The sequence below is a fragment of the Variovorax sp. RA8 genome (assembly GCF_901827175.1).
Lineage (GTDB): Bacteria > Pseudomonadota > Gammaproteobacteria > Burkholderiales > Burkholderiaceae_C > Variovorax.
Genome location: NZ_LR594662.1, coordinates 4280040 through 4297047 on the forward strand (window position 1 = coordinate 4280040; position 17008 = coordinate 4297047).

Consider the following 17008-nt stretch of genomic DNA (forward strand, 5'->3'; position numbering starts at 1 on the left):
AGCCGGCTCCCCTGAACTCAACGGAGCTTCCACGATGATGAACAAGAAAAATGTGCTCGCCACCCTGGCGCTGAGCTGCATCGGCGCCCTGGGCCTGGCAGGCCATGCCAGCGCGGCCGACGAGCCGCTTCGCATCGGCCTGATCGCGACCTACTCCGGTCCCTACGCCGACTACGGCCGCCAGTTCGATGCCGGCATCGCGCTCTACCTCAAGGAACACGAGGGCAAGATCGCGGGCCGCAAGGTCGAGATCGTCAAGAAGGACACCGGGGGTCCGGCACCCGACGCAGCCAAGCGCATTGCCCAGGAGCTGGTCGTCCGCGACAAGGCCAACATCCTCACTGGCCTGGACTTCAGCCCGAATGCCTATGCCGTGGGGGCGATCGCCACCCAGGCCAAGATCCCGACGCTCGTGATGAACGCGGCCTCCTCGGCGATCACCACCAGTTCCCCCTACGTCGCGCGCCTTTCCTTCACGGTGCAGCAGGTCACCGAGCCGATGGCCAAGTACATGCTCAAGCAGGGCGTGAAGGATGCGTACACCGTGGTCGCCGACTACGCTTCCGGCGTCGACGCAGAGACCGCCTTCAAGAAGGCCTTCACCGCAGGCGGCGGCAAGATCTCCGGGGAGGTCCGCACACCGATGAACAACCCTGACTTCTCGGCTTACGTGCAGCGCATCAAGGACGCCAAGCCGCAGGCGGTGTTCTTCTTCTTCCCTTCGGGCGTGATGCCGCCGGCGTTCCTCAAGGTGTGGAAGGAGCGCGGCATGGAAGACGCCGGCATCAAGCTCTTCGCCACCGGGGAGGCGACCGACGACAGCTACCTCGACGCCACCGGCGACGTTGCGATGGGCCTCGTCACGAGCCATCACTATTCCTATGCGCACAACTCGCCGAAGAACCAGAAGTTCGTCAAGGCCTTCGCGGCCGAGTTCGGCGCCAAGCTGCGCCCCAGCTACTTCGCTGTCACGGCTTACGACGCGATGGAGGCCATCAGCCTCGCGCTGGCGAAGACCAAGGGCGACGTCTCCGGCGACAAGGTCATGGAAGCGCTCAAGGGCATCAGGTTCGAGAGCCCGCGGGGCCCGGTGGAGATCGACCCCGGCACGCGCGACATCGTGCAGACGGTCTACATCCGCAAGACCGGGCGCGTCAACGGCGAGCTCGTGAACGTCGAGTTCGACAAGTTCGAGCGCGTGAAGGACCCTGCCAAGGAAGGCAAGTAATCGAAGCCGGGGCCAGCGGGCCAACGAGCTGCACCGAAGCAATGGGCAATCCATGGGAATCGTGATCTTCGACGGGGTGGCCTACGGCATGCTCCTCTTCCTCATCGGCGTCGGCCTTTCCATCACGATGGGACTGATGAACTTCGTCAATCTCGCGCACGGCACCTTCGCGATGGTGGGCGGCTACGCCGCCAGCGTCCTGATGAGCCGCTTCGGCGTGGGATTCTTCCCCTCGCTGGCGGTCGCCTTCCTCGCGGCGGCCCTGGTCGGGGCGGTGCTGGAGTTCGCCTTCTACAGGCGGCTGTACCGCGCGCATCCGCTCGACCAGGTGCTGCTGTCGATCGGCATCGTGTTCGTCTCGGTGGCCACCTTCACCTACTTCTTCGGCCCGACCCTGCAGGCCTTCGAGCTCCCGGCGGTGCTGGACGGCCGGGTCTCGCTCCTCGGCCTGGAGGTGGGCCGCTACCGGCTGTTCCTCATCCTGTGCGGCACGCTGGTGCTCGCAGCCCTGCTGCTGGTGCTGGGCGGCACGCGCTACGGCGCGATGGTGCGCGCCGCGGTGGACAACCAGCGCGTTGCCGGCGGCACCGGCATCCACGTTCAGCGGCTGTTCTTCCTGACCTTCTCGCTCGGCTGCGGGCTGGCGGGCCTCGGCGGCGCCCTGAGCCTCGGCATGCTGGGCCTGGAGCCGTCCTTTCCGCTCAAGTACCTGGTGTATTTCCTGATCGTGGTCTGCGTCGGCGGCGCCGGCACCATCACCGGTCCCTTCGTCGCCGCGCTGCTGGTCGGCGTGGTGGACGTCGCGGGCAAGTACTACCTGCCGCAGGCAGGCGCATTCCTCATCTACGTCGTCATGATCATCATGCTGCTGCTGCGGCCGAACGGCATCATCCCGCGCAAGGGGGTCGCATGAGAGGCACGGCCGCTCCGAAGCCGGACAGCACCGCAGCCGGAGGCGAAGTTACTCCGGTGAAAGCCATCTCCCTCTCCCTCTCGGGCCGGCAGCTGCGCATCGCGGAGATCGTCTTCTGGCTGGCCCTGGCCGCCAGCTTCTTCCTGCTGCCGGACAAGCTCACGCTGATGAGCCAGGTCCTGATCTTCGGATTGTTCGCGGTGGCACTCGACCTGGCCCTCGGCTACGCGGGCATCCTCACGGTCGGCCACGCGGCCTTCTTCGGCGCCGGTGCCTACACCGCCGGCTTGCTGGCCAGGCATGGCTGGGGCGAGCCCTTCTCCGGACTGCTCCTGGCCCTGCTCGTGTGCGTGGCGCTCGGGTACGTGCTGAGCTACCTGGTGGTCCGTGGCGCCGATCTCACGCGGCTCATGATCACCCTCGGCGTCTGCGTGCTGCTGGCAGAACTGGCCAACCGGCTCTCCTCCATCACCGGCGGCACCGACGGGCTGCAGGGCATGGTGGTCTCGCCGGTGCTGGGCCTGTTCGAGTTCGACCTCTTCGGCAGGACCGCCTTTGCCTATGCCTACGGCGTGGTGCTGGCCGTCTTCCTGGTGGTGCGGCGCATCACCCGCTCCCCGTTCGGACTGGCGCTGCGCGGCATCCATGACAGCCGCAAGCGCATGCTGGCCATCGGCTCGCCGGTCGAGTCGCGGCTGCGCCTCGCGTACGCGCTGTCCGCCGGCGTCGCGGGCATCGCGGGCGCGTTGCTGGCGCAGACCACGCAGTTCGTCGGCATCGAGTCGATTGGCTTCAACCGCTCGGCCGAAGTGCTGATCATCCTGGTGCTGGGTGGCACCGGCCGCCTCTACGGGGGGCTGGTCGGCGCGATCGTCTACATGCTGGTGCATGACGCGTTCGCCGACCTGAACCCCCAGTACTGGATGTTCTGGCTGGGCATCTTCCTCATCGCTGTCGTGATGCTCGGCCGCGGCGGGATCATGGGCGCGCTGTCGCGCCTGGTGAAGACAGGGAGGCCCTCGTGAGCGGCGCGACGACACTGCGCACGCACGCCCTCGGGATCTCCTTCGGAGCCTTCCGGGCCGTGAGCGATGTCAATCTCGTGCTGGAGCCGGGGGCCCGCCAGGCGCTCATCGGCCCGAACGGGGCAGGCAAGACCACGCTCATCAACCTGCTCACGGGTGTCTTCAAGCCGACCGTCGGCAGCATCCACCTGGGCGAGCACGAACTCACGGCACTGCCGGCCGACAAGCGCGCGCGCCTCGGGCTGGCGCGCACCTTCCAGATCAACACGCTTTTCCCCAGCCTCACCCCGCTGCTGTCGGTCGTGCTCGCCATCAGCGAGCGCGATGGCCTGGGGGCCGTCTGGTGGCGGCCGCTCGGGCGCCACAAGGCGGTGTACGACGAAGCGCACGCGCTGCTCGGCCGGCTGAAGCTGGATGCGGTCGCCGACATGCCGGTGGCCGAGCTGGCCTACGGCAAGCAGCGGCTGCTGGAAATCGCGCTCGCCATGGCGGCCCGGCCGCGCATCCTCCTGCTCGACGAGCCTGCGGCGGGCGTCCCGCAGGACGAGAGCGGCGAGCTCTTCGAAGCCATCGCCGAGCTGCCCCAGGACATCAGCATCCTCTTCATCGAGCACGACATGGACCTCGTCTTCCGCTTCTCGCGCCGCATCTCCGTGCTCGTAGCGGGCCAGATCCTGACCGAAGGCACGCCCGCCGAGATCAGCTCGGACGCGCGTGTACGCGAGGTCTATCTCGGGCACTCGCGCGCCCCGCATGCCGGAGCCGCCCATGTCTGAGATGCTCGCGTTCGACGAGGTGGTCGCCGGCTACGGGAGCGCGGTGGTGCTGCACGGCCTGAGCTTCTCGCTGGCGCAGGGCCAGAGCCTCGCCGTCCTGGGCCGCAACGGGGTCGGCAAGACCACGCTGCTGGAAACGCTGATGGGCAACACGCGCGTGATGCGCGGAGCCGTGCGCTGGTGCGGCGAGGATCTGAGCCGCTGGCCTTCCTTCCGCCGCGTGCGCGCCGGCCTGGGCTGGGTGCCGCAGGAGCGCGAGGTCTTCCCGTCGCTCACGGTCGAGGAAAACCTCACCGTGGTGGCCCGGCCCGGCCCCTGGCACCTTCGGCGCGTGTACGAGTTCTTTCCGCGCCTGCACGAACGCCGTGGCAACTACGGCAACCAGCTCTCCGGCGGCGAGCAGCAGATGCTGGCCATCGGCCGCGCACTGATGACCAACCCGAAGCTGTTGCTGCTCGATGAGCCGATGGAGGGCCTGGCGCCCATCATCGTCGAGGAGCTTGCCCGATCGATTCGCCGGCTCTGCGAAAGCGAGGGGCTGCCCTCGATCGTGGTCGAGCAGCACCCGGTGCTCGCACTCGAGATGACGCACCAGGCCATCGTGCTGGAGCGCGGCACCGTGGTGCACGCCGGCTCGAGCGCGGCGCTGGCCGGGAACGCCCGCCTGCTCGAAGGCTTTCTCGGCGTCGGCGCCACTGAAGAACAGATCCACAACAACACAGGAGCTTCCAATGATTCCAATGACTTCACCGGTCGCCTCGCGTAGCGCGCGCGAACCAGCGACGGGCCGAAGGCGGCTCTTCCGGGCACTGGCGGCCTTGTCGGCAGCGGCCACGCTGGCCGCCTGCGCCAACATGGCCGCGACCCCTGCCGACACCGTGTACCTCGGCGGCAAGGTGATCACTGCGGACAAGCGCTTCTCCATCGCCCAGGCCGTCGCCGTCAAGGACGGGAAGTTCGTCGCCGTGGGGTCTTCCGACGAGATTCGGAAGTACGTCGGGTCCGGCACGCGCGTGGTCGACCTGCAGGGCAGGACGGTCATCCCCGGCCTCATGGACAGCCACAGTCACATGATCGGCGCGGGAACCGCGGAGACCACCGCGCAGGTCATCAAGGCCAAGACCGTGGCCGACGCCCAGGCCATCATTGCCGACTTCATCAAGGCGAAGAAGATCCCTGCCGGCGAATGGGTGCAGACCAGCCGCTGGCACCCGCCCTCGCAATTGCGCGAGCAGCGCTACCTGACCCGCCAGGAGCTGGACGCGGTCGCACCGGACCACCCGGTCTTTGTGCAGACCGTGGGGCATTTCGCAATGGCGAACACCAAGGCCTTGCAGCTGGCCGGGATCTCGCGCACGACGAAGGATCCGGTGGGAGGAAAGATCTTCCGCGACGCGAACGGCGAAGCGACGGGGGTGCTCGAGGAGACGGCCATCGACCTGGTGGCTGACAAGGTCCCGAAGCCGACCTTCGACCAGCTGCTCACCCAGCTCACGGCCGCGCAACGGATCTACAACCAGTCGGGCATCACCAGCACCGTGGACGCGGCGCTCACTGAAGAGCAGATGAGGGCCTATTTCACGCTCGCGCAACGCGGCCAATCCTCGGTTCGCACAGGTGTCATGTGGATCAGCCGCGCCTCCACCGCGGCCGAGTTCGAGCAGATGCTCAAGCAGGCCAAGTACAAGGACAACAGCGGGAACGACTGGGTTCGCACCGCCGGGATCAAGATCGTCGCGGACGGAGGCATGACGCTGAAATCGGCGCGCGTGCGCGAGGCGTATGCCGACGACGCGCACAACCACGGCACGCTGGCGCTCGACCCCGAGGCCTACAAGCAGAGCGTCGCGCTGGCCAACCAGTACGGGTGGCGGGTCGGCACCCATGCCGTCGGCGATGCGGCGGTGGACCTCGTGCTGGATGCCTATGCAGGTGCCGACAAGCAGAAGTCGCTCATGGGCCGTCGCTTCATCGTGATCCACGGCAGCCTCATGACCAAGGAGCAGATCGTTCGCGCCAAGCAGCTGGGCGTGCGGGTCGACGCCCAGAACATCTTCATGTGGGACAAGGCCGCCACGGTCGAGCGATACATGGGCCCCGTGCTGGCCAACCGCGCGGTGCCCAGCCGCTGGCTGCTGGACACGCTCGGTGTCGAGGGCACTGCGGCCGGCACCGACAACCAGGTCAATATCCTCAATCCCTTCGTCGGCCTGTACGTCATGGTGACGCGCAAGGACCCCAGGGGCAAGGTCTACGGCGCCGACCAGGGACTCACGCGCGAGGAGGCGCTGCGCCTGTACACGAACGCCGGGCCCTACTACACCTTCGAGGAAAAGAAGAAGGGTTCGATCGAGGTGGGCAAGTTCGCGGACATGGTCGTGCTCTCGGCGGACTACCTGTCGGTCCCCGACGCACAGATCAAGGACATCAAGCCCTTGCAGACGATCGTCGACGGCAAGGTCGTCTACGACGCCAGCGCGCGGTCCCAATGAGGACACGCCGCCCGATCGCGGTCTTCCAGCACACCGAGGTGGGCGCGCCGGGCGCGGCCGTGCCCATCCTCGAATCCCTCGGCTGCCAGGTCGAGCTGATCAGGATCGTGGACGGCGATGCCGTTGCGCAGGACGCATCGCGCTTCGGAGGGTTGGTGTTCATGGGAGGCTACATGGGCGCACGCGATCCACTTCCGTGGATCGCCGCCGAACTCTCGCTGATCCGCGATGCCGACCGGCGTGGCATCCCGGTGGCGGGACACTGCCTGGGCAGCCAGATCATCGCCTTGGCCCTGGGCGGCGACGTGCGGACGCTCGAGAGGCCGGAGATCGGCTGGTGCGAGATCACGGCCGAGGCCTCGCCCGCCGCAAGCGAATGGTGGGGCGACCATGCGGGCCAGGTGCTGCCGACCTTCCAGTGGCATGCCGATACCTTCCAGCCGCCCGAAGGCGCCGTGGCGCTGGCAACGGGCGCGCATTGCCGCAACCAGGCCTTCGTCCTCAAGGACATGCACCTGCTGATCCAATCCCACCTGGAAATGACCCCGGCCCTGGTTCACCTGGCCGTGGAGCGCAACGGTCACCAGATGCTGCGGCAGAACGCACTTGCGAACCCGGCCACGAGCGACTATCGCGACGTTCTTCGGGACCTGCCCCGCCGGACGCAGCAGATGCACGTCCTGCTCCAGCGCCTGTACTCGCGCTGGCTTGCGTGACAAGAAGCCGGGCGAAACCTTGCCGTTCGCCCGAGGAAGGGTTCCAGGGTGCGCGCCTGCGGGTTGAAGTTGCCTCCATATTCACGGCCATGCCTATTGGACGACCCCCGGCCATTCCCACGGTCGCCTGGCCTTGGCGGATTGCTGGTAAACGCTGATTTGGTCGGCTCGCCTGAGCGTGACCGCGACCTCGTCTTCGCCGCGCAAGAGCATGGTTTGCCGGAAGGACGGGAGTGCAAAACGATACTCGCGCCCGTCAGGCGCGACCAGCGCCGATCGCTCGACGTCGAGCAGAAAATCCGCGCCGCTTGCGGCGAGCGTACCCAGGTGTTGCACGGTCTCGAGGTTGAGCACGAGCGGAAGCATGTGGTTTCGAAAGCAGTTGTCCTGGAAGATCTGGCCAAAGCTCGGCGCGATGACGCAGCGGATGCCGAACGCCTTCAGCATCGTCGCAGCGGTTTCTCTGGAACTCCCGCATGCGAAATTGGGCCCTGCCAGCAGGAATCTCGCTTGTCTGAACGGGGCTTGGTTCAGCACGAAATCCGGCTGCTCCGCGCCGGTGCCGTCATAGCGCCACGGCCCGAAGAGTCGCTGTGCAAGCTCGGCATCGCTGCGAATCCCGGCCGGTTGCTTGCCATCCGGGGCGCGCACCAGAGGCGCGATGATGTCGGTGTTGATGTTCGGCGACAGCATGGCTGCGGCCGGGCCGCGCAGTTCGACCAATGCGCTCATCGCAAACTCTCCGACAGCAACTTGCGCGGGTCCGCGATGGCGCCGACGCAGGCGGAGGCTGCCGCAAGCGCGGGGCCCGCGATGTGCGTGCGGCTGCCCGGCCCCTGACGGCCGGCGAAGTTGCGGTTCGCGGTGGAAACGGCCCGCTCGCCGGGGGCGATGACGTCGCCATTGGCGCCCAGGCACATGGAGCAGCCCGGCGTGCGCCAGTCGAAGCCTGCATCGATGAAAACCCGGTGCAGCCCTTCGGCCTCGGCATCGCGCCTGACCTGCTCCGAGCCCGGTACGACCCAAGCCTGAACATGCGCCGCGACGTGCCGGCCGCGGAGCACGGCGGCGGCGTCGCGAAGATCCGGCAGGCGGCTGTTGGTGCAGGAGCCGATGAAGACACGGTCGATCGGCAGGCCCTCGATCGCTTGCCCGGGCCGCAGGCCCATGTAGTGCAGCGACGCTTCCATGGACGCGCGGCGTCCGGCATCCGTTTCGCAGGCAGGGTCGGGCACGCAGCCATCGATGGGCAGCACCATGTCGAGGCTGTTGCCCCACGTCACCTGGGGCGAGAGCTCGCTTGCGTCGATTGCAACCTCCCTGTCGAAGCGCGCGCCGGCGTCCGTGGGCAGGGTCCGCCAGTCCGCGACCGCGGCATCCCACATTGCGCCGCGAGGCGCATGGGGGCGGCCTGCGAGCCATTCGCAGGTGGTGTCATCGGGCGCGATCATGCCGAAGCGCGCACCCCACTCGACGGACATGTTGCACAGCGTGAAGCGCGCCTCCATCGACAGCCCGCGAATGGCGCCGCCCGAGTACTCGACAGCGAAGCCATTGCCGGCGTCCACGCCCAGCGTCGCGATCAGATGAAGGATGAGGTCCTTGCCACCCACGCCGTCCGGCAATGTGCCATCGATGCTCACGCGCTGCGTGCGCGGCTTTCGCTGCACGGAGGTCTGGGTCGCGAGGATGTGCACCAGCTCGCCCTGGCCCACCCCCCACGCAAGTGCCCCAAGCGCTCCGTGCGTGCAGGTGTGGCTGTCGCCGATCGCAACGGTCAGCCCCGGCAAGGCGATGCCGAGTTCAGGCGTGATCACGTGCACGATGCCATGTCCGACGCTTCCGATGTCGAACAGGCGGATGCCGAACTTCCGCGTGGCCGCGCGCAACGCCACAACGTGGGGATTGTTCGACTGTCGAGGATCCGGATCGCGTGGATCGGAGGAAACCGAATGATCGGCAGTGGCGAAGGTGAGCTCAGGATTGCGCACCGCCAGGTCGCGCTGGGCGAGGCGGGTGAACGCGTTGCCGTTGAAGTCGGGCACGACGTGACGGTCGACGTGCAGCAGCGCAAAGCCCTCGCCGAGATCGGCGACCACATGGCGTTGCCAGACCTTGTCGAACAGGGTGGCTTCAGTTGACACGGGCGCCGGACTCCTTCACGGCCCGCTTCCAGTGCTCGACATCGCGCCGAATCACCTGCGCGAACTCCGGGGCCGACGATGCGACCACGGCCATCGCCTGCTGAGCGAGTTGCTGGCGAATCTCGGGCAACGCGAGCACCTTCACGACGTCGGCGTTGATCTGGTCGAGCAGGTCGGGTGCCATGCGGCCGGGGGCGATCAGGCCGAACACGCTGTCGTAGCCGGTACCCTTGACGGTCTCCTCGAGCACCGGGAATTCCGGATAGAGCTTGTTGCGCTGAACATCCGTGAGGCCGAGCACCTTGAGCTTGCCTGCCTTCACGTGCGGCAGCGCCGATTCAAGCACCACGAAGCCGACGGGAATCCGCCCCGGCAGCAGTTCGCGATAGGCCGCGTTGCTGCCGGAGAAGGGCACATGGACCATATCGAAGCCCCTGCGCACTTTCAGGAGCTCCCCGGTGATATGGCCTCCGGTGCCGACACCCAGCGACGCATACGACAGCGCGCCCGGGCTCGCCTTCGCCTGGGCGATGAGGCCTTCGAGGTCGTGCGCCGGGAAAGATGGATGCGCGACCAGCGCGCCCGTGATATTGCCGATCTGGGTCAACGGCGAGATGTCCTTGAAGGTGTCGTATGGCAGGTCGTTGCGCAGGCTCGGGTTGATCGTCAACGCGCTGATCGCCACGCCGAGCGTGTAGCCGTCGGGCGGAGACTGGACCACCGCCTGTGTCCCGATGATCGTGCCCCCGCCGGGCTTGTTGTCCACCACCACCGGCTGGTTCCAGAGCTGCGAGAGCTTCAGCGCGATCGGGCGGACGATCGCATCGGTGGCACCGCCGGCCAGCAACGGCGAGATCAGGCGCACGGCGCGAGTGGGCCGGAACGCGGGCGCCTGCTCGCCTTGCGCCAGGGATGGGGTTTGCCAGGCGGCGGAAGCGGCCGCGGTGGCCAGGAGCAACGCGCGCCTGGTCATGCGCCCGTTCGACCGTGGTCGCGCCGAGGCAGGTGAATCGTGTTCGTGCATCTGTCTACTCCGTTGGTCTCAATTGTATTGATGTTAATACAAATGACGCTGATAGCATCCGTCACATGCAGCCTGCCGATTCCATCCCCGGAGCGCCGCTCCACTTCCAGATATCGACACTCATCAAGGACGGCATCGCCAGCGGCCGCTATCACCCTGGCGATCAGTTGCCGACCGAGGAGGCGCTCGGCGCGGCACACGGCGTTTCACGGGTGACCGTGAGGCGGGCTCTCAAGTCCCTGGAGCTGCAGGGGCTCATCGAGCGAAAGGCGGGCCGCGGCACCTTCGTCTCGGCAAAGGCCTCGGTGCTGAACCTTCCAGCCCCCATCGGGCCCTACCTCGAAAGGGTGGCCGAGCGCCGCGCGCTGAGCAGACCCGTGGTGAAGGAGTTCGACTTCGTGGCGGCCCCACCCGATGTGCGCAGCGGGTTGCAGCTTCCCGATGGTGCCGTGACGTTGCGAGTGGTTCGGCTGCGCCTCGTTGGACGCCTGCCCATCGTGCACACCACGCTGTACCTGCCCGAGGCGCTCGGGCGCCGGTACAAGCGCAGCGACTTCGGCCAGTCGGCGCTGTCGGAGCTGCTCGCCCGCGAAGGGCATGTCTATTCGAAGATCGACATGGTCACGCGCGCCCGGCTTGCCACGCCGCTCATCGCCCGGCTGCTGCACGTCGAGGTAGGTGCCGCGCTCGTCGATGTGCATCGGATCGGCTACGACGCAACGGGCCGGCCGATCGAGTACCAGCAACTGCAGGGGCCTCCGGATCGATTCGAGACGCACGTGGTTCTCATGCAACCGCACACGGACGCGGGCGGTACGTGAGCCGTCGCGGATCGCAACTGGCGGAATCGCCCTAGACTGAACCCCGCATGAACAACACCTTGCTCAAGGGCCTTGCCGTCCTCGAACTTCTTTCGCGCAGCCGCCAGGCGCTCGGGTTGACGCAGATCGGCAAGGAACTGCAGATGTCGAAGAGCAATGTGCATCGACTGATGCAAGCGCTCGTGGAAACGCGCTTCGTGCTGCGTGACGAGGAAACCGGCGCCTACACGCCTTCGATCAAGCTCTGGGAGCTCGGGTCCGCGGTACTCGGCAAGCTGGACCTGCGCCGCCATGCGGAGCGCCAGATGGAAAGCCTGATGGAGTTCGCCGGCGAGAGTGTGCACCTGTCGGTGCTCGATGGCATGGAAGTGGTGTACGTCCACAAGGTCGACAGCGAACGTCCGGTACGCGCCTACACGCAGATCGGTGGCCGTGTGCCCGCCTATTGCGTCGCAACCGGCAAGGTACAGCTCGCGTTCGCGCGCGAACACGTGCTCGAATCCGCGTGCGCGGCCCTCAAGCGCCACACCGACGCCACGATCACCGACCGCGACGAATTCCTCAAGGACATGCGCAAGGTCCGTCAGCGCGGCTATGCCGTCAACCGCGGGGAGTGGCGCGAAGGCGTCCATGGCATCGCGGCGCCCATCATGGATGCACGCGGTTTCGTGATCGCCGCGGTGGGCATCTCAGGGCCGGCTGAGCGATTTCGCAAGGCGGTGGTGCCGGGTTGGGCCGATGCGGTGATCGCGACCGCGGCAGACATCTCCGACGCGCTCGCCGGCGAGCGTTCGCCCGCCGCGTTGAACCGGCTGCGCTTCGGAAGCACCCACGCGCCCCCGTGAGCCATGTCAAGCGGCGGCGTGCCGCCCACGGCGCACCGCCGTGACCGCCTCGGTCACGGCCGAGACGAACGCCGTCGGTCTTTGCGCGAAGGCCAACAGCGTGAGCTCCACGCCCGGCATCGCGGGGTTCGCACTCAGGACCTCCAGCTTGCCCAGGGCCACCTCGGTGCCGTAGTAGTCGCAAGGCAGCAGTCCCACGCCCTCCCCCTGCGATACCAGGCGCGCGATGACTTCCATGCTGTTGCAGGTGATCGCCGGCTGGAAACGCACGCCGCCGGCCTTGAACCACGCCTTCATCGCCGCGTGGTGGAAGGACTCCTGCGAAAAGGCGATGACCGGATAGGCTGCCAGGTCCGCCGGCGTGATTGCGCCGCGCGCTGCGCCGAGCGAGGGGCTCGCCATCCACGCGAAGCGTTCCTCGCCGACCGGCTCGCATCGCAACTCGTCGTCATCCGGACGGCCCGCGATGATCGCCACGTCGAGCTCGGCGCCGCGCAGCTTCTGCGCGAGCACCTTGGAAAGCGCCACCTCCACCTGCAGTTGCAGCGCCGGATGCCGGGTGCGCAGTTCACGTACCAGCGCCGGCAGCCAGGTGCCTGCCACTACGCCAACGACGCCGAGCCGCAAGGTGCCGGTGAGCGACGCGCGATCCGAAATGCGCTCCCGCAGCTGTTCCAGTGCGCCCACCACCTGCCGCGACATGGCGAACAGCTCGCGGCCCTTGGCCGTCAGCTGCGCCCTGTGCGTGCTGCGGTCGAACAGCGCGACGCCGAAATAGTGCTCGAGGTCTTTCACCCGCGCGGAGACCGTGGACTGCGTGGTGTGCAGCGCCTCGGCCGCCGCCGCGAAGCTGCCCTTCTCCACGACCTGAAGGAAGGTTTCGAGTTGCTTGACGTTCATCGCCGGCAGCGATGGAGAGCCATCGCCCGAATTCGTTGGCAAGTCTAGCGGAGGCCTCCTAGACTGGCTCGCATCGATTCAACACATGCATCCAGGAGACTTCATGCAAGCCACAGGCAACATCCTCAGCGAAGCAGAGCACAGCCCCGCCGCCATCATTCCGCGCACGCGGCTGGCGGGCGGCGTCGTGTGGGACGCCGCAAGCCTGAAGCCGACAGACGGCATCGTGACGCTCGAAGCCGATGCCCTGCGCGAACTCGAGGGTGTGGTGGCCTTGCTCCGAGACAATCCCTTGCCCGTCGAAATGCTGGAGCCCGACGCCTTCCGCATCGATGCGTGCCGCCGCATGATGGCGCGCGTGCGCCAGACGCTGGAGACCGGTGTCGGCTTCGTGATCATCGACAAGTTGCCCATGGACGTGCTCTCCAAGGAGGATGCCAAGGCCATCTACTGGATCTTGTCGCAGCTCGTGTCGCGCCCCGTCGCGCAGAGCTGGGACGGCAAGATGATCTACGACGTGCGCGACCTCGGAAGGCCTCCGGGCAATGGCGTGCGGCCCGACGTGACCAATGCCGAGCAGAACTTCCACACCGACAACAGCTACAACCTCTGCGCGCCCGACTACGTCGCCCTGCTGTGCCTGCGCCCGGCCAAGGAAGGCGGCATCAGCAGCATCGTCAGCTTCCACACGGTCTACAACGAGATGCTCGCGAGGCACCCGAAGCTGATCGATCGGCTGTTCGCGCCCTATCTCTTCGACCGCAACCGTGAGCATGCGCCGGAGGCCCCGCCGGTCATCAGCCACCCCCTGATGCAGATGACGGATGGACGCCTGACGAGCCGGCTCTCGCACCGCCACGTCGTCAACGGCTACAGGATGGCCGGCATCGAGCTCGACGGGCTGGGCGAGGACGCCCTCGAAGCCCTCGAAGCCACGATGAACCAGCCGCACCTGATCCGCGAGTTCTTCTTCGAGCCGGGCCAGATCCAGATCGTCGACAACCGTCGCCTGGGCCATCGCCGCACCGGCTACACCGACTTTGCCGAGGACGACCGCAAGCGCCACCTCGTGCGCCTGTGGCTGCGCTCGCGCGGCCGCCGCTTCTACAACGGCTGAGACGGTCTCGGAGGCGCCATCGCCTCGTTCGCCTCGTTCCGGAATACGGAACGTTTGACCCGTGGCTGTGAACGGTGGGACATTCATCGGGCCGCACCCGCGATGAATTCCTTCCCACTGGAGACAACATGCAGCGACGCAACTTCCTCTGCGCGACACTCGCCGCGCTGGCCACCACCCGTACTGCACTCGCACAGTCCTGGCCGGCCAAGTCGATCAGGATGATCGTTCCCTACCCGCCGGGCGGCGCCAACGACATCACGGCGCGCATCTACGGGCAGCACCTCGGCTCGGCGCTCGGCCAGCCGATCGTGATCGACAACCGGGCCGGGGCGGGCGGGGAGATCGGGGCCGAGGCAGCGGCCAAGTCCGTTGGCGACGGCTACACGCTGCTCTTCGCCGCGATCGGCACCCTGACCATCCATGCGGTCGCGGCGACGAGCAAGCCTTACGACCTCGGCACCGACCTGATGCCCGTGTCCATGGGCGCGGGGGTACCCCTGGCCCTCGCCGTGCGCGCATCGCTGCCGGTGAAAAGCGTCAAGGAATTCCTCGACTACGCACGGGCGCAGAAGCAACCCCTGACCTATGGCTCCGCAGGCAATGGATCGACGCAGCACATGACTGGCGAGTACTTCAAGCAGGCCGCCGGCGTCGATCTCCTGCACGTTCCCTACAAGGGCAGCGGCCCGGCCATGACGGATCTGCTGGGCGGGCAGATCGACGTGGTCTTCGAAACGCTGCCCGCGCTCAGCGCGCACTACGCCAACCCGAAGATCAAGATCCTCGCCGTCACCAGTGCGGCCCGCAGCAGCATGCTGCCCGAGCTGATGACCTTGCGCGAGGCCGGCGTGGCGGACTTCGATGTCACCACCTACTATGGCCTGCTCGCGCCCAAGGGCACGCCGAAGGCCATCGTCGGCCAGTTGTCCGCCGCCATGCGGGAAGTCGCAACCAAGCCCGAGTTGCTGGCGGCGATGAACAAGGCCGGCGCCGATGTCATCACGACCACGCCCGAGCGCATGGACGCGATGGTCAAGGGCGAGATCGAGAAATGGGGCCGCGTCCAGAAGACGGCCCAGATCAAACTTTGAAGAAGGAAGCACTCATGGCATCTGCCCCTCTCCCGCTGTCCGGCGTGCGCGTCATCGAGGTCTGCAACGTGGCCGCCGGCCCCTATTGCGGGATGCTGCTCGCCGACATGGGCGCCGACGTCGTGAAGGTCGAGAATCCGGACGGAGGCGACACGCTGCGCAGCTGGCCCCCGATCAACAACGGCTTCAGCGAGAACTTCGCGTCCCTCAATCGCAACAAGCGATCGGTGACGCTCAACCTGAAGGAGCCGGCCGATGTGATGCTGTTGCGCCGACTCGCGCAGGATGCGCAGGTGCTGATCGAGAACAACCGCCCCGGCGTGATGGAGCGCCTCGGCGTGGGCTACGAGAGCCTGAGCGCGCTCAACCCGGCACTCGTCTACTGCTCGATCTCGGCCTATGGCCAGAGCGGCCCGCGCTCGCAGGAAGGCGGTTTCGACCTGACCATCCAGGCCATGAGCGGCATCATGAGCGTGACCGGAGAGCCGGACCGCCCGCCGGTGAAGTGCGGCGTGCCGCTCGCGGATTTCTCCGCCGGCCTCTACGCCGCGTTCGGCATCGTGTCGGCGCTGCGGCATGCCGAAGCGACGGGCGAGGGAACGCACCTCGACGTGCCCATGCTCGGCGCCACGCTGGGGATCGCCGCGTTGCAGACCTCGGAGTACTTCGGCAGCGGGCGCGACCCGGTCCAGCTCGGCTCCGCGCACCCGCGCAATGCGCCGTACCGGGTGTTCCACTGCAAGGACGGCTACTTCGGCATGGCCGCGGGCAACAACGCGCTGTGGAAGTCAGTGTGCGACGTGATCGGGCGCGAGGACCTGCTGGCCGACGAGCGCTTCGCCTCCCCCACCCTGCGCGCCCGGCACCAGGATGCGCTCCTGGTCATCCTCGAGGAAGAGTTCGCCTCCGCGGACACGGCCACCTGGCTCGCGCGCTTTCGCGACGCGGGCGTGCCTTGCGCGCCGATCAACCGCTATTCGCAGGTGCTTGCCGATCCCCAGGTGGAGCACATGGACTGGGTGCAGCCGCTGGAACTGCCCAACGGCATGCGCACGCGCACCTTTGCGTCGCCGATGCGCTTTCGGGGCGAGAACCTCCCGGTCACGCGCCGCCCGCCGGGCCTGGGGGAGCACAACGACGAGGTGCTGGGCGCGTTGCGCGCGGCCGCGGAGTCCGGACCATGACGGACGCGGTGGCCTTGCAGCGCGACGGCGAGGTCTGGACCTTGACGCTCGCGCGCCCGGAGAAGCGCAACGCGCTCTCGTCGCAGCTCGTCGAGGAGTTGATCGACCTCGTGCAACGCGCGCCTGCGGAGGGCGCGAAGGTGCTCGTGCTGCGCGGCGAAGGCAGGAACTTCAGCGCCGGCTTCGATTTTTCCGAAGTGGAACAACAGACCGAAGGCGATCTCCTGCTGCGTTTCGTGCGCGTTGAGATGCTGCTTCAGGCGGTCGCCTCCTCGCCCTGCCTGACCGTGGCACTCGCGCACGGGCGCACCTTCGGCGCCGGCGTGGACCTCGTGGCTGCATGCCGGCAGCGCCATGCCACCGCTGACACCAGCTTCCGCATGCCGGGACTGAAGTTCGGCCTCGTCCTTGGGACACGCCGCTTCGGCGAGATCGTCGGGCGCGAGCACGCAGCGTCGTTGCAGGAAGAAGCCGCGACTTTCGACGCGCCGCGCGCGGTGCAACTCGGCTTCCTGCATGGAATCGCGGAGCAGGCGGACTGGCCTGCGGTCGTGGAGCAGGCCCGCACCAAGGCGTCGGCGCTGCCGGCGTGGAGCCGCAATGCACTGTACGAAGTGTTGTCGACGCGCGAAGCGGACAACGACCTGGCCTGGCTCGTGCGTTCCGCCGCGCGGCCGGGATTGAAACAGCGGATCGCGGACTACCTCCGCTCCAACTAGAAGGAAAGAA

Annotated in this window: 17 protein-coding genes; 13 read left to right on the plus strand and 4 right to left on the minus strand. The window is 67.3% G+C overall.

The window, feature by feature from the left end:
• Window positions 1-34 precede the first annotated feature (34 nt).
• Genes E5P3_RS19995 through E5P3_RS20025 form a run of 7 tightly spaced genes read left to right on the plus strand, consistent with a single transcriptional unit; the run spans window position 35 to window position 7150 of the window.
• Entirely contained in the window at window positions 35-1228 is a 1194-nt protein-coding gene (locus E5P3_RS19995; protein ID WP_162587563.1) for an ABC transporter substrate-binding protein, read from the plus strand.
• A 52-nt stretch (window positions 1229-1280) separates the two neighbouring features.
• Window positions 1281-2141 (plus strand): branched-chain amino acid ABC transporter permease, encoded by an 861-nt coding sequence (locus E5P3_RS20000; protein ID WP_162587564.1) that lies wholly within the window; start codon window positions 1281-1283, stop codon window positions 2139-2141.
• Between the two features lie 56 nt (window positions 2142-2197).
• Window positions 2198-3166, plus strand: coding sequence for a branched-chain amino acid ABC transporter permease (locus E5P3_RS20005; protein WP_162587565.1), 969 nt, complete (start codon window positions 2198-2200; stop codon window positions 3164-3166).
• On the plus strand, window positions 3163-3942 hold the full coding sequence (locus E5P3_RS20010; protein ID WP_162587566.1) for an ABC transporter ATP-binding protein: 780 nt from the start codon (window positions 3163-3165) through the stop codon (window positions 3940-3942). Before E5P3_RS20005 ends, E5P3_RS20010 begins: the two co-directional genes overlap by 4 nt.
• Window positions 3935-4708 (plus strand): ABC transporter ATP-binding protein, encoded by a 774-nt coding sequence (locus E5P3_RS20015; protein WP_162587567.1) that lies wholly within the window; start codon window positions 3935-3937, stop codon window positions 4706-4708. Before E5P3_RS20010 ends, E5P3_RS20015 begins: the two co-directional genes overlap by 8 nt.
• Window positions 4683-6434, plus strand: coding sequence for an amidohydrolase (locus E5P3_RS20020; protein ID WP_162587568.1), 1752 nt, complete (start codon window positions 4683-4685; stop codon window positions 6432-6434). Before E5P3_RS20015 ends, E5P3_RS20020 begins: the two co-directional genes overlap by 26 nt.
• Window positions 6431-7150: a type 1 glutamine amidotransferase gene (locus tag E5P3_RS20025; RefSeq protein WP_162587569.1), complete on the plus strand. Its 720-nt coding sequence runs from the start codon at window positions 6431-6433 to the stop codon at window positions 7148-7150. The genes E5P3_RS20020 and E5P3_RS20025 overlap by 4 nt, the downstream gene beginning before the upstream one ends.
• A gap of 93 nt (window positions 7151-7243) precedes the next feature.
• Here E5P3_RS20025 and leuD read toward each other — a convergent pair whose 3' ends face one another.
• From leuD to E5P3_RS20040, 3 genes are read right to left on the minus strand one after another with little or no spacing between them, the layout of a single operon-like run.
• On the minus strand, window positions 7244-7882 hold the full coding sequence (leuD, locus tag E5P3_RS20030) for a 3-isopropylmalate dehydratase small subunit (RefSeq protein WP_162587570.1): 639 nt from the start codon (window positions 7880-7882) through the stop codon (window positions 7244-7246).
• Window positions 7879-9294, minus strand: a complete 1416-nt coding sequence (gene leuC / locus E5P3_RS20035; RefSeq protein ID WP_162587571.1) for a 3-isopropylmalate dehydratase large subunit — start codon at window positions 9292-9294, stop codon at window positions 7879-7881. Before leuC ends, leuD begins: the two co-directional genes overlap by 4 nt.
• Window positions 9284-10267 carry a tripartite tricarboxylate transporter substrate-binding protein gene (locus tag E5P3_RS20040; protein WP_162587572.1) on the minus strand — a complete coding sequence of 328 codons (984 nt, stop codon included), beginning with the start codon at window positions 10265-10267 and terminating at the stop codon, window positions 9284-9286. Before E5P3_RS20040 ends, leuC begins: the two co-directional genes overlap by 11 nt.
• A 116-nt stretch (window positions 10268-10383) precedes the next feature.
• Between E5P3_RS20040 and E5P3_RS20045 the strand changes: the two genes are divergently transcribed.
• Together E5P3_RS20045 and E5P3_RS20050 are read left to right on the plus strand one after the other, a co-directional pair.
• On the plus strand, window positions 10384-11139 hold the full coding sequence (locus E5P3_RS20045) for a GntR family transcriptional regulator (protein ID WP_162587573.1): 756 nt from the start codon (window positions 10384-10386) through the stop codon (window positions 11137-11139).
• Window positions 11140-11186: 47 nt separating this feature from the next.
• A complete protein-coding gene (locus tag E5P3_RS20050) occupies window positions 11187-11984 on the plus strand; it encodes an IclR family transcriptional regulator (RefSeq protein ID WP_162587574.1) in 798 nt (265 codons plus the stop codon).
• Window positions 11985-11990: 6 nt separating this feature from the next.
• On the opposite strand, the gene E5P3_RS20055 is transcribed toward E5P3_RS20050, so the two are convergent.
• Window positions 11991-12884, minus strand: coding sequence for a LysR family transcriptional regulator (locus E5P3_RS20055; protein WP_162587575.1), 894 nt, complete (start codon window positions 12882-12884; stop codon window positions 11991-11993).
• A 103-nt stretch (window positions 12885-12987) separates the two neighbouring features.
• Between E5P3_RS20055 and E5P3_RS20060 the strand changes: the two genes are divergently transcribed.
• From E5P3_RS20060 to E5P3_RS20075, 4 genes are all read left to right on the plus strand, one after another.
• Window positions 12988-14001, plus strand: coding sequence for a TauD/TfdA family dioxygenase (locus E5P3_RS20060; RefSeq protein ID WP_162587576.1), 1014 nt, complete (start codon window positions 12988-12990; stop codon window positions 13999-14001).
• A 128-nt stretch (window positions 14002-14129) separates the two neighbouring features.
• Window positions 14130-15095, plus strand: a complete 966-nt coding sequence (locus E5P3_RS20065; RefSeq protein WP_162587577.1) for a Bug family tripartite tricarboxylate transporter substrate binding protein — start codon at window positions 14130-14132, stop codon at window positions 15093-15095.
• Between the two features lie 14 nt (window positions 15096-15109).
• Window positions 15110-16279 carry a CaiB/BaiF CoA transferase family protein gene (locus E5P3_RS20070; RefSeq protein ID WP_162587578.1) on the plus strand — a complete coding sequence of 390 codons (1170 nt, stop codon included), beginning with the start codon at window positions 15110-15112 and terminating at the stop codon, window positions 16277-16279.
• Window positions 16276-16998 (plus strand): enoyl-CoA hydratase/isomerase family protein, encoded by a 723-nt coding sequence (locus E5P3_RS20075; protein ID WP_162587579.1) that lies wholly within the window; start codon window positions 16276-16278, stop codon window positions 16996-16998. The genes E5P3_RS20070 and E5P3_RS20075 overlap by 4 nt, the downstream gene beginning before the upstream one ends.
• The last annotated feature ends 10 nt before the right edge of the window (window positions 16999-17008 follow it).